This window comes from Gordonia sp. PDNC005 (assembly GCF_016919385.1).
Taxonomy (GTDB): Bacteria; Actinomycetota; Actinomycetes; order Mycobacteriales; family Mycobacteriaceae; genus Gordonia.
The window spans coordinates 2607332-2619729 of the sequence record NZ_CP070351.1 but is presented as its reverse complement, the minus strand read 5'-3'; the positions used below and the strand labels follow the sequence as shown (position 1 = coordinate 2619729).

Here is a 12398-nt window from a genome sequence, read left to right as displayed (position 1 = left end):
CGCGGCGCTCAGTTCATCGTCGGGATGGAGAACTCGGCGCCGTCCTTGATGCCCGACGGCCACCGTGACGTGACTGTCTTGGTCTTCGTGTAGAACATGATCGACGCAGGTCCGTGCTGATTCAGATCGCCGAAACCGGACCGCTTCCAGCCGCCGAACGTGTGGTACGCGACGGGCACCGGAATCGGGACGTTGACCCCGACCATGCCGACCTGGACGCGCGAGGTGAAGTCGCGAGCCGCATCGCCGTCTCGGGTGAAGATCGCGACACCGTTGCCGTACTCGTGCTCCGTCGGCAGGGCCAGGGCCTCTTCGTAATCCGCGGCGCGGACGATGGTCACGACGGGGCCGAAGATCTCGTCGGTCCAGATCGACATGTCCTTGGTGACGCGGTCGAAGAGGGTGGGGCCGAGGTAGTAGCCGCCGGAGATGTCGACGCCGTTGAACTGCGCGTCGTCGCTGCCACGGGTCCGACCGTCGACGACGAGCTCCGCGCCCTCCTCGACGCCCTGGCCGATGTAGTTCTTCACGCGCTCGAGTGCGGCCGCACTGACGAGCGGACCGTAGTCGGCGGCGGGGTCGTGGCTGTGGCCCACGCGCAAGGCCGCGATGCGTTCGACGAGCTTCGCGCGCAGTGCTTCGGCGGTTTCCTCACCGACCGGCACGGCGACCGAGATCGCCATGCAGCGTTCACCCGCGGAGCCGTAGCCTGCACCGATGAGGGCGTCGACCGCCTGATCGAGGTCGGCGTCCGGGAGGACGATCATGTGGTTCTTGGCGCCGCCGAACGCCTGGCTGCGCTTTCCGTTCGCGGCGCACGTCGAGTAGATGTACTGCGCGATGTCGGAGCTGCCGACGAATCCGACGGCTTGAACGGTCGGATTGTTCAGGAGTGCGTCGACGGCGGTCTTGTCGCCGTGCACCACCTGGAACACGCCGTCCGGGAGTCCGGCCTCGGTGAACAGTTCCGCGAGGCGGACCGGGACGGAGGGGTCGCGCTCGGACGGCTTCAGGACGAACGCGTTGCCGCAGGCGAGCGCGGGGCCTGCCTTCCAGAGCGGGATCATCGCGGGGAAGTTGAACGGAGTGATGCCCGCGACGACGCCGAGGGGTTGACGCATCGAGTAGACGTCGATGCCGGTGCCCGCGCCCTCGGTGTATTCGCCCTTGAGCAGATGGGGGATGCCGATCGAGAACTCGATGACCTCGATCCCGCGCTGCACGTCGCCCTTGGCGTCGGCGATCGTCTTCCCATGCTCGGACGACAGCAGCTCGGCCAGCTCGTCGATGTTCTGGTTGACCAGGTCAACGAAGCGCATCATGACGCGGGCTCGGCGCTGCGGGTTCCACGATGCCCATTCGCGCTGCGCGACGGCGGCCGAGGCGACAGCGGCGTCGACGTCGGCAGTCGACGCGAGCGGGACCTGCGCCTGCACGGCGCCGGTGCTGGGGTCGTAGACGTCGGCGGTCGCGCCGGTGCCCGCGACGCGTGCGCCGTCGATGTAGTGGTCGATGGTGCGCAGATCGCCCATGTGAAACAGCCTCTCGTACATCTCTCCAGGTGGTCACGATCACCATAAACTTGGATGTCCAAGTAATGCAATAGGTTGGACGTCCTAGTTTCTCTCCAGTGAGTGATCCGGTCGTGTCGGCCTGCCGCCGATCAAGTCGGCCCACCAGCGCTGAAGGGGGCCCCACCTGTGGTCGAACCGGTCCAATCGGCGGCGGGCCTGGTCTCTCCGGGGTTCGTCGTAGCGGATGCGGGCCCACAGTGATCCCGGCCTGGCCAGCCTGATCGCGGCGATCCATGCGACTGGCGCGACGAACACGCCGACCACTGCCGTCGGGTACTTGCCTTTCAGTGCGGCGATCGCCACAGAGATCAGATTGACGGCCAGGTACACCATGAGTGCGTACCGGATCCACACGACGGTTCCCGAGAGGCCGGGCACGCTCGCGGGAGACAGGCCCACCACCGCGAGGCAGAGACACGCGGCCGCCAATGTCGCCGCGCCGATGGACATCTGGCCCTCTTCGCTCCAGTACACGTCTCGCAGGCGAAAGATCATCGCGAACTCGTCGAGGACAAGTGCCGAGCCGCTTCCGACGGCGAACGCGGCGAGGTACGCCCAGACGGACAGTGTCGGCGCGCCGACCGCGGTGAGCCCACCGCCTATCACCATCACCACGCCGGGTGTGGAGTGGTGCAGATGGACGCCGTCGATGTTGATGTTTCCGAAGGGGCCGACGCCGGCCCGAATCAGCCGAGTGACGATTCGGGTGATCAGGAATGTGGCCACGAACGCGATCAAGGCGAGCAGGAGAGGGCCCTTGCCGCCGTGGATCACTTCGTGGCTCCACCACCAGTTGAACCAGTGCATGGATACATCCTTCTCGGACGAACCTATCGTCGGGGCGGTTCCGTGCCGAATGCCCTCGCTCCGGCGAGCGTGTAGGCGACCGAATTGGCGACGAACTGATCGTCGAACGTCCGATTGCCCAGGAGTGCGCGCATGTAGGCGGGGGCGACGAGGGTTTCGATGACGCGATACGGGTCGGCGGTCGAGGGTAGTTCTCGGCGGAGGACGGCCCGTTCCACGATCACCGACGACGCTGCGAATCGGCCGCTGAAGAACGCCGTACGAGCCTGGCTGACTGTTGCCTCGTCGTCGAGTGCGGCCGCGCTCCGGACCACTCGGATCACTTCCGGCCTACTCAAGAGGTCGACGACTTGTGTCAGCAGGGCACTCAGATCGCCTACGAGCGAGCCGGTGTCGGGGATCGGGTTATCCGTGTCGGCGAGTCTGAGCAGTGCGGCGGCGGTCAGGTGATCGGTCGACGGCCACCTTCGGTACACGGTCGTCTCGGCGACCCCTGCCTCCTGTGCGACGGCGCGCATCGTCAGCCCGGTGCGTCCGCCGCTCAGTAGGAGTTTCAGGGCGGCGGTTTCGACGGCCTCCTGCACTCGCGCGGAACGCCCACCGGTGCGTCGGGTGGGTTGTTTGGTGTCGGACACGAGTTCCATTCTTGCGGGATCGGGGGTTGACGCCGTGAAATGACGCGCCTAGCGTTGCTTAACGATAGTTAATCTAGCGTTAGGGATGAAATGGATCAGCCGCGTCTCGAGATCACCGCAACGATCAACGGTCGGCAGGTGTCTCGCGCCGACGTCCTCGCCTGGGAGGACAAGCGAATCGACGCCGCGGCGAAGAAGCTCGGCGTTCCGGTGCCGGAACCGATGCCGGTCGGTGAACGTCGTGAGGCCTGGCTGCAGACCAAGCGGACTCTCGGTGACGACGAGATACTCCGCCGACTCGCGCGCGACGCCCGGATCGCCGACGTCGTCGGACGCGCGCAGGCATCCCTCAGTCGGCGTCGGCGCATCTGCGTCACCGAACTCGAGGTGCCGGGCGGCACGGCACAGCAGTTCGCCGACTGGTTCACCGAGATCACGTTCTCCTCGAACCAGGACGCGATGGAGCGTGCCTGCCCGGACCACTTCGTGCTCCGCATGACAGATGGTCGACAGCAGGTTCTCGAGACGAACGGGGGCAGCCCGTTCGCGGCTCTCTTCGACATCGACTATGACGACGTGTCGAGCCTGGTCACGCCGATCGACGCGCGGTCTCCGGTCCGGCTCGACGGTGTTGCGCTCAGTTCGACGGGCCGCCCGATCGGCGGCGTCCGTCACCAGTTTCGCGACACCGACAACGGCGTCCATGCGCGACTGCTCGTCGAGTTTCCGCTCCCGATGCTGCAGACCGTGATCGCCGGGCACCGGTGGCATCTCGCCTGCGAGTTCTCCAACTGGTTCGAGGCCGCGTTCGCCGGCTGAAGCCTCCCGGCTACCTGCCCGACCAGTTCGGCGGGCGCTTCTGCACAAACGCCATGATGCCTTCGCGGGTGTCTTCGCTGACCAGGACGGTGTTGAGGACGTCGAGGCTCTCCCGGACCGCGGTCACTGTGTCGGGTTCGGCGTCGGCCCGAGCGATCGTGCCGATCGACGAGCGGACCGCAACGGGCGACGCAGCGAGAATCTCCTCTGCGACGGTCCGCGCGAGTTCGAGCACCTCCCCGTGCGGAGCGACACGGGAGATCAGGCCGTGGGCGAGCGCGTCCGCAGCGTCGATTCGGCGACCGGTGAGGATCATGTCGCGGGCGAGTGCGGGTGGGATGACCCGAGGAAGACGGACGAGGCCGCCTGCGGCGGCGACCAGGCCGACCTTCACCTCGGGCAACCCGAACGTGGCCTTCTCGTCGGCGACGATCACATGGCAGGCCAGCGCGATCTCCAGGCCTCCGCCGAGGGCGAGGCCGTTGACTGCCGCGATGATCGGCTTGGGCAGGTGAGCGCGGGCGGTGAGACCCGCGAAGCCGTTCTCCGGCATCGACAAGCCGCTTCCGCCCGCGCTGGCGGCGAGGTCGTTGCCCGAGGAGAACGCCTTGTCGCCTGCGCCGGTGAGGATCGCGACCCAGAGGTCGGGGTCGGCGAAGTAGGCGTCGAAGACTGCGTCGAGTTCGGCGTTGGTCGCCGGGCTGATCGCGTTGCGGGAGTCGGGACGGTTGATCACCACTTCGAGAACATGCCCGTCGCGTCGGACGATCAGGTCCTGGTACTCGTCGGAGAACCCGATCGCGGGCCGAGGATGGCGGTCGTCCAGCTCGGCACGGGTCGCCGTCACGATGTTCCGGGATGCCGACGATCGCGCGTGCACGGTCTGCCCGATCGGATCGCCCGGTCCGGTCAACAGGTCGAGCAGAGCGTCGCCGTCGGCGGTGGCGATGAATCGTGTTCCGTCGTACAGCCGTCCGATCACGGTTCCCGCACGGTCGTCACGGTCGGGATTGAGGACGGTGAACGTCTCGATCGTCGCGCGCCCGTCGGCGTACCGGCTGATCTCCACCCGTGGCGCCACGTCGAGTTCGGCCTGCACGGCATCCGAGGTGGAGGGCCCGAGACCTCGAGGCGTCGTCGAGTAGACGCCGACCGAGTACTTGCTCATCACCCCGCCGTTCGCGGCGACCAGCCCGAAAGAGCCGGGTGCACGCCGGGATCGGTCGACGATCTCGACGATCGCGTGCATCGAGTAGTTGTTGCCCGGGCCGCCGAAGTAGGGGAGACCGCCGGTGACTGTCAGGCCGCGCGGATCGTCGGCCGCCAGGCCGAGAGAGTCGGCGGCGTTCGAGACTGCGATGGGGAAGCAACTGTACAAGTCCAGAGCGCTGACGTCGTCAACGCCGATGCCCGCCATCTCCAACGCCGCATCGAGCGCGGCTGCCGCAGCGGGGGACCGGGACAGGTCGGGACGTTCGAGCAGCGGCGGTTCGCGCAGGTCGGAGTAGCCGTGCAGGAATACCCACCGCGACGGGTCGATGCCGGCTTCTGTCGCGGCTCCCACCGACATGAGGACCACTGCGGCGGCCTGATTGACCTGGTCGCGGGAGACGAGGCGTCGCGTGTAGGGGACGGAGACGCGCCGGTTCTCGTCGGTCGGGGTCGCGAGATCGTCGGCCGAATGGACATGTGTGCTCGCCGAATGGGGATTCGCCTCGGCGACTCGTGTCATCGGCGCGAACAGCTCGCTCATGTGGGTGGCGTACTCGACCTGCGACATGCCCAGCCGGTGGCGGCGAGCGTTCTCCAGCAGCGAGTACTGCGCGATGGGGATCACCACCCCGTGCTTCACCTCGTCGATGGAAGTGAGGCCGGCGATCTGGTAGCCGCGGTCCTCGAGCTGTCCCTCGAGACTCTCCGTGAAGTCGGGACGTTCCTCCTGTTTGAGGGCCGCGCGGACCGTCGACATGACCTCCGCTCCGAACAGCAGCACGGCATCGGTGCGGCCCGCGCTGATCTCCGTGGCGAACTCGGTGACCAGATGCTGCGGACTCTGGCCGCCGGTGACCTCTTCGACGGCCCGGCGGGGCGTCATCCCGATGCGGGCCGCGACGGCACGTGGCATGTTGTTCGGCCGACCCAGCGGAGACGACGACGCCGGACTCGACTTCTCGAACGACCGCACAGCGGCTGCGACGTCGATCAGTGCCGCGACCTGCGCGGTGTTGATCCCGGTGTCGGCGAACGCGGCACGGACGGCGTCGGCCGCGAGATCGGCCTCGCCGAGTCCTCGGTAGTCGGCATCGCCGAGACGTTCGGACGCCTGACCGACGCCTACGATGACGGGTGTGGCCGGATCGATGTCGCCGGCGGTCGTGATTGCCATGACGCTACGTTCCCACGTTGCCATTGGCTGATGGCATTCAGGTAGTGGTGGAAGGGATCCCGATGTTCTCCATGGCGCCAGCAGACGCCGCGATGTACTGGTCGGGACGGGGCACCGCGAACGACCAGTTCCTGCTCTTCGCATTCGATCGCAGTGGAGAGTCGGACATGGTCACGGAGCTCCGGCGTCGAGCCGCAGCGATCGCCGATCTGCACCTGGACGTCCGCACTGTGCCCGGTGATCTCGACTTTCCACGCTGGGTGCCTGCACCGATCCGAGATGACGCGATCGTCGTCATGTCCGGTGACGATTGGCCTGCTTGCCTGGCCGCCATAACAGGACTCCGTCCACTGCACGAATCGTCAGCGCTGTGGCGGGTGCACGTGTTCGACTCTGTCGCGGGTGTTCCACGGGTCGATGGGCCGGGGCGTGTTGCCGTGCTGCAGATCTCACACGCGGTGGGCGACGGGCGGCGCGTGTCGTCGATCGCTCGGGCGCTGTTCGGCGGCGAGCCCGCACCGTTTCTACGGGACGAGTCCGTCTCGGTCGAGGACACTCGACTGGCGGCCCTGCGCTCCGGGGCGTTGATCGGGGCGCATCTGCTGAGTGCTACGGTCCGGGGCATTGCGGTCTGGGCGGCGGCCGACGAACCCGGCAGGGGACGCGCCGACGTTTCGCCGACACGAGCGAACGTCCGACCGGGAGGAATACGGGAGCTGCGGACACTCACGCTCGATGCAGCCTCCCTGCGGGTGGCTGGGCGATCCACGACGGTCGGGGTGCTGGTCGGCATAGCCGAGGTGCTTCCGCATTTCTTGAATGCGCCTCGCCGCGACGCGTCGGTGGAGCTGACTGTCGCGTTCAACGACGACAGAGATCCACCGGCACGCAACAACTTCCAGACCGTGGGCATCGGTCTCCATGCCGACGTCCGAGACCGTGACCGTCGCGCGAGGCTGATCGCAGACGAGATCCGCGCCGCTCGTGTTCGGGTGTCGTCGGCTGTTCGGGCCGCCTCGCGCCGAGCCGCAGATTCTGCGCCCGCCGTCCTCGCAGCCACGGCGGCGCGGCTCGGTGCGGATGGGCCGCCACCCGTGTCGGTGGCAGGTTGGGCGGTGGTCTCGGCGGTGCACAGAGGGGCGGCCGACCTGACGCTCGGCGGAGGATCGGTCAAGTTCACCGCCGGATTCCCCGCTCTGTCGAGCGCTCACAGCCTCACTCACGGAGTGCACCGGATCGGTGACACAGTCACGCTCTCGGTCAATGCCGGCGGCCCGATCACTGATGGAGTCGACGACTACATCGCGTCGTTGGCCAGTGTCTTCGATGAGCTCGCACAGATCCCGACCGACGGGCCATAAGTCGGCGTATGGTCGGGCGCATGACGTCTTATGTGACCGCGAACCCGTCCACCGGCATCGTCGAGAAAGAGTTCGAGACGCTCTCGGACGACCAGATCGACCCGATCCTCGAACGTTCCGCCGCCGCTTATCAGTCGTGGCGAGCCACATCGATCGACGAGCGCGTGGCGGTGCTGCGAGCGACTGCTCAGGCCTACCGTGACCGCTCCGCCGAACTCGGTGCCGTGATCTCGAAGGAGATGGGCAAGCCCTTGCCGCAGGCCGGTGGTGAACTCGCCCTGACCGCCATGATCTACGACTGGTACGCCGAGAACGGCCCGGCGCTCCTCGAGACGAAGCAGCTCGACCCACAGGGCGCCGCGGAGTCGTCGGTGACGAGTGTCCCGGTCGGTTCGATCCTCGGCATCATGCCGTGGAACTTCCCGTATTACCAGGTGGCGCGTTTTGTTGCCCCGAACCTGTTGCTGGGCAACGTCATTGTGCTCAAGCACGCACCGATCTGCGCAGAGTCGTCTGCGCTGATGGAGCAAATCGCGCATGCTGCGGGCACACCGACTGACGCGTACATCAACGTTTACGCCACCAACGAGCAGGCGGCGACGATGATCGCAGACCGCCGTATCCAGGGCGTCTCGCTGACTGGCAGCAGTCGCGCGGGTGCCGCCGTCGCACAGATCGCAGCGAGCAATCTGAAGAAGTCGGTGCTCGAGTTGGGCGGGTCGGACGCGTTCATCGTCCTCGACAGCCCGGATGCGCGCGCAGCGGGCGCGCAGGCCGCGGGCATGCGCATGATGAACGCGGGCCAGGCCTGCAACTCGCCGAAGCGCTTCATCGTCAAGGACGACCTGTACGACGATTTTGTCGCGGGTCTCATCGATGGTGTGAATGCGTTGGCTGTGGGTGACCCCTCAGATGCGTCGACGTTTGTCGGGCCGCTGTCGTCCGTCACCGCCCGGGACGAGGTGGTCCGTCAGGTCGAGGAGGCAGTGAGCCAGGGCGCGACTCTGCACACTGGCGGTGCAGCGCTTGATGGTCCAGGAGCGTTCATGTCGCCCGGCGTGATCACCGGTGTCACCCCCGACATGAACCTGTACAGCGAAGAGATCTTCGGTCCGGTCGCCGTCGTGTACTCGGTGTCGGACGACGAAGAGGCAGTCGCCCTGGCCAACGACGTCGAGTACGGCCTCACCGGTTCGGTCTGGACGTCCGACGTCGAGCGCGGCAAGGACATCGCCGAGCGCCTGGATGTCGGCAACGCGATGGTCAACGAGCATGGCACGTCGCTGCCGGGCCTCCCGTTCGGTGGTGTGAAGCAGTCGGGTTACGGGCGCGAGCTCGGCCAGTGGGGTCTCGGTGAGTTCGCCAACGTGAAGCTCCGCCGCGTCGCCAAATAGATGTTGTCCTGCCTTTCGACTCGCAGAACTTCCCTGCTCCTTGAGCGGAATTGCCCTCCTGCTCCTTGAGTGAGCTTTGCGAGTCGAAAGCAGGCGACGATCTACGTGGAGCAGGGCATGGCGGTGTCCCCGCCTGACCAGCTCAGGCGGGGTTCCGGACCACGTCGATCCCTGGTGGGGCCGGCGGTCCGGGTGGTGGGGCAGGGATCCTGCAGGAGAGCCATTTCTCGACCGCTGATCCGGACTTGGTGGCACGCAGTGCCGGGAGCAACTTCTCCGGCTGGAGCGAGTGGTTGACTTTCCACGGCTGGTTGGAGCCGGTGGGTCGCCATCCGACCCGGCCTTTGAAGGGACCGGTGGTGAGGATGGTGGTCTCCCATCCGTCGGGCGTGGTGGAGACGCTGCGGTTATGCCTGCCGCAGGCCCCGCCCAGATGATTGATGTCGGTGGGGCCGCCGTCGTGCCAGTCGGGCATGTGATGGGCCTGGGTCCGTGACCACGGGGTGGTGCAGCCGGGTGCGGTGCACCCGCGGTCCCTTCCGAACAATGCCAACCGTTGAGCCAGTGACGCCAGGCGGCGGCCACGCCCGAAATACAGGATCTGCGAGGACTGGCCCTCGAACACTTCGAGCCATGGGGTGGCATCGGCTGCGATGTCCACAAGATCAGCGACCGGAAGACGCGTGCCGGTGGCGGTGACCGCAACACCTGCCCGGTTTTCGAGGTCTTCGAGCGATGCGGTGACCACCAAATGCGAGGGGAGGGCGACGGAGTCGCCGAGGGCGCCGTTGGAGAGGAGGTGGTCGAGCATTGCTTCGAGTGCGTCGTGGTTGCGCTGGGACTGCGACCGGACATCCCGTTCGCGGGCGGCGGAGAGTGCCTCGGCGTCGGCGCCGTAGGCCGCGCCGCGGGGTGACTCGGGGTCGTCGGGGTTGTTCATCCCGGGCTCGGCCCACAGGGTGAGGATGGCTTCGAGCTTGGCTCGAAGCGCCGGCGACAGTTGTGCCCGGATCTTGGACATCAGGCGCTTGTCCTGCGGCTGGATCGCAAATCCTCGGGTTCGTGCGCGGTCGGCGTCGTCAGTCAGCGATCCATCGGGGTCGAGGTGAGCCAGGATGCGGCGTCCGACTTCGCGGGTGCCCTCCGGGGTCAGGTCGCGGGACAGTTCGGCGAGCTCGGCCTCGGCGCGGGCCTTGTCCTCTGCCGGGATGGCGGCGGGGATCTCCTCGATCACGGCGACGATCTCGTTGACGTGGTCAACCGAGAGGTCGCCATCGGCGACCGCGGCTGCGGTGGCCGGCAGGGCCGGGTCGAGCTGGTCGCCGGAGTAGTTGTACATCGGGCTGATCGCCAACGCCGCAGTCAGGCGGCGCTTGCTCGCGCCGGCACCGAGGCGCAGCGCGGAGGTGAGGTACTTGCCCGGCGTCTGGGCGCCGGCCTTGCGGTACGCACCACGAGTGGAGACTTCGGCGAAGACGCGGGCGTCGACGCCGTCCGATCGGCGATGCGACTGTTCGAGAATGCCAGACATCTGCAGCACGTCGTCGTCGGTCATCGGGGTCAGCGACACAGACGACAGCTTCACGGCCACCGCGTCCTGCAGGTGAGCGAGTTCAAGAGGCGAATCGGGGAGATCAAAGGTACTGGTCATGGTGTCCGCCTCCTTCTGATGTGTCGCGATGTCCGGGTTGCTTGATATCTCCACTATAGCCATGTGTGTTGCAGAACACAATAGACTAGTCTGTCAGTTCGACCAGAACGGCGGTTGGGTGTGCGGACGCTTCGACTCGCTTCGCGGATCTTGAGCGAGCCTGCGAGGCGAAAGGCGCTCAACGAGCAGTAGAAGCGGCGAAACGCACCGGCCGCACCGGTGAGGACCGGTGCGGCCGAGGGCGTGAATCTATGCGGGTCTGGTCAGAGTGCGGGCGGCTCGTAGCCGTTGCGGCCGTTGCCAGCAGGGCCTCGGGTGAGCCGCTTGGGGAGTCTCTCGACCATGCCGCCGATCGGGGCGACCGAGGCGTTGAGCAGTTCGACGACCTCGTTGAGATGATCGACGGTCTCCTGCATCGCCGCGAGATTCGGGGGAAGCGATGCCAGGGTCTCTGCCAACTCGGTGAACTTGTCGAGCGGACCACCAGGCTCGATGAGCCGGTCGATGGCGCCGCCTTCGCCGAGGAGCTGGTCGAGCAATCCCTCATCGCTGGCGGCGCGGTCGAGCAGACCGTCCTGCCGCGACAGTTTCTCGAGGATGCCGTCGGGCGCGGTGAGCTTGTCGACGATGCCACCCTCGGACGTGAGGCGTTCGAGGATGCCTTCGTTCTCGGTGAACTGGTCGACGACGCCGCCGTCACGGGTCAGTCGGTCGAGTGGGCCGTCCTTCGCGGCGAGCCGCATCAGGATTCCCTTCTCATCGGTCATCTGATCGAGGATGCCGCCCTTTTCAGTCAGCTTCTCCAACAGTCCGTTGGGCGCTGTCAGTCGATCGATCACGCCGTTGGGCTGGATCAGTCGGTCGAGCGGGCCGCCTGTCGCGAGGATTCGGCCGAATGGGCGATCGGCGCTCAGCAGATCGGCGACCTGCGCGAGAATCGTCAGCGGCGCTCGGACGGAGGCGATGTCGGCGGACGTCTGCACGCCCAGCACGTCGTTGACCTCTGTCTCGATGCTGCCTGCAGTGATGCGTGCGACGTTGATCATCGATTCGGCAGTGCCGAGCACGATGCCGGCGGTGGCGAATCCGACGCGGAACGGCAGGCTAATGACCTCGCGTGCGTCGATGGGTGCCTTGCTCATGCGCGAAGTGTACCCGGCGGTACCACGTACGCCCTACTACTTCTTCGCGGCCGCTTTGGCGGCCTTCTTGAATTCGCGGACCTTGATCAACGAGTCGGCGTCGACCACGTCGGCGACCGAACGGAAACCCTTGCGGCCGTAATCACCAGTCACCTTGGTCCAACCCGCGGGCTTCACATCGAGCTGCTTCGCGAGCAACGCGGTGAAGATCTTGGCCTTCTGCTCACCGAATCCGGGCAGGGCTCGGATTCGGCCGAACAGTTCCTCGCCGCTGCGTGCCGTCGTCCAGATCGATGCGGTGTCGCCGTTGTACTCGTCGACGACGACGCGTGCCAGCTCCTGGATCCTTCCGGCCATCGAGCGGCCGTAGCGATGAACGGCCGGGGGAGTGGCACACAGATCGGCGAACGCTTCGGGCTCAGCGGCAGCTATCGCCGCCGGATCGAGGGTGCCGAAACGGTCCTTGATCTTGGCGGGGCCGGCGAACGCACGCTCCATCGGAAACTGCTGGTCGAGCAACATGCCCGCAAGAAGTGCAAACGGGTCCGTCGAGAGCAGCTCGTCGGCGACCGGGTCCTGAGCAATCTGAATTCTCGCCATGGGGCCATGGTAGTGCTGGCACACTGTCG

10 protein-coding genes are annotated in these 12398 nt (G+C 66.6%); 3 read left to right on the top strand and 7 right to left on the bottom strand.

The annotated features are described in order from the left end of the window. Positions 1–8: 8 nt before the first annotated feature. The 3 genes from JVX90_RS12395 to JVX90_RS12385 form a co-directional block, all read right to left on the bottom strand. Positions 9–1532: a CoA-acylating methylmalonate-semialdehyde dehydrogenase gene (locus tag JVX90_RS12395; RefSeq protein ID WP_275889927.1), complete on the bottom strand. Its 1524-nt coding sequence runs from the start codon at positions 1530–1532 to the stop codon at positions 9–11. A gap of 84 nt (positions 1533–1616) precedes the next feature. Continuing rightward, complete coding sequence (locus JVX90_RS12390; RefSeq protein WP_205329065.1) at positions 1617–2381, bottom strand: hypothetical protein; 765 nt, start codon at positions 2379–2381, stop codon at positions 1617–1619. Positions 2382–2404: 23 nt separating this feature from the next. Next, a complete protein-coding gene (locus JVX90_RS12385; protein ID WP_205329064.1) occupies positions 2405–3016 on the bottom strand; it encodes a TetR/AcrR family transcriptional regulator in 612 nt (203 codons plus the stop codon). Positions 3017–3106: 90 nt separating this feature from the next. Between JVX90_RS12385 and JVX90_RS12380 the strand changes: the two genes are divergently transcribed. Next, positions 3107–3835, top strand: coding sequence for a hypothetical protein (locus JVX90_RS12380; RefSeq protein ID WP_205329063.1), 729 nt, complete (start codon positions 3107–3109; stop codon positions 3833–3835). 10 nt (positions 3836–3845) lie between these two features. Here the strand turns inward: JVX90_RS12380 and JVX90_RS12375 are convergent, their stop codons facing one another. After that, on the bottom strand, positions 3846–6221 hold the full coding sequence (locus JVX90_RS12375; protein ID WP_205329062.1) for an acetyl-CoA acetyltransferase: 2376 nt from the start codon (positions 6219–6221) through the stop codon (positions 3846–3848). A 62-nt stretch (positions 6222–6283) separates the two neighbouring features. Between JVX90_RS12375 and JVX90_RS12370 the strand changes: the two genes are divergently transcribed. Then, a complete protein-coding gene (locus JVX90_RS12370) occupies positions 6284–7582 on the top strand; it encodes a hypothetical protein (protein ID WP_205329061.1) in 1299 nt (432 codons plus the stop codon). Positions 7583–7602: 20 nt separating this feature from the next. After that, a complete protein-coding gene (locus tag JVX90_RS12365; RefSeq protein ID WP_205329060.1) occupies positions 7603–8976 on the top strand; it encodes an NAD-dependent succinate-semialdehyde dehydrogenase in 1374 nt (457 codons plus the stop codon). A 142-nt stretch (positions 8977–9118) separates the two neighbouring features. Here JVX90_RS12365 and JVX90_RS12360 read toward each other — a convergent pair whose 3' ends face one another. The 3 genes from JVX90_RS12360 to JVX90_RS12350 form a co-directional block, all read right to left on the bottom strand. Further along, complete coding sequence (locus JVX90_RS12360) at positions 9119–10627, bottom strand: HNH endonuclease signature motif containing protein (protein ID WP_205329059.1); 1509 nt, start codon at positions 10625–10627, stop codon at positions 9119–9121. A 263-nt stretch (positions 10628–10890) separates the two neighbouring features. Further along, positions 10891–11769: a hypothetical protein gene (locus JVX90_RS12355; protein ID WP_205329058.1), complete on the bottom strand. Its 879-nt coding sequence runs from the start codon at positions 11767–11769 to the stop codon at positions 10891–10893. A 36-nt stretch (positions 11770–11805) separates the two neighbouring features. Continuing rightward, positions 11806–12369 (bottom strand): HhH-GPD-type base excision DNA repair protein, encoded by a 564-nt coding sequence (locus tag JVX90_RS12350; protein WP_205329057.1) that lies wholly within the window; start codon positions 12367–12369, stop codon positions 11806–11808. Positions 12370–12398 lie beyond the last annotated feature (29 nt).

Coding starts and splice junctions, on each gene's coding strand:
- JVX90_RS12360 (WP_205329059.1), bottom strand. CDS start 10,627: ATGACCAGTACCTTTGATCTCCCCGATTCGCCTCTTGAACTCGCTCAC.
- JVX90_RS12365 (WP_205329060.1), top strand. CDS start 7,603: ATGACGTCTTATGTGACCGCGAACCCGTCCACCGGCATCGTCGAGAAA.
- JVX90_RS12350 (WP_205329057.1), bottom strand. CDS start 12,369: ATGGCGAGAATTCAGATTGCTCAGGACCCGGTCGCCGACGAGCTGCTC.
- JVX90_RS12395 (WP_275889927.1), bottom strand. CDS start 1,532: ATGGGCGATCTGCGCACCATCGACCACTACATCGACGGCGCACGCGTC.
- JVX90_RS12370 (WP_205329061.1), top strand. CDS start 6,284: ATGTTCTCCATGGCGCCAGCAGACGCCGCGATGTACTGGTCGGGACGG.
- JVX90_RS12380 (WP_205329063.1), top strand. CDS start 3,107: ATGGATCAGCCGCGTCTCGAGATCACCGCAACGATCAACGGTCGGCAG.
- JVX90_RS12355 (WP_205329058.1), bottom strand. CDS start 11,769: ATGAGCAAGGCACCCATCGACGCACGCGAGGTCATTAGCCTGCCGTTC.
- JVX90_RS12390 (WP_205329065.1), bottom strand. CDS start 2,381: ATGCACTGGTTCAACTGGTGGTGGAGCCACGAAGTGATCCACGGCGGC.
- JVX90_RS12375 (WP_205329062.1), bottom strand. CDS start 6,221: ATGGCAATCACGACCGCCGGCGACATCGATCCGGCCACACCCGTCATC.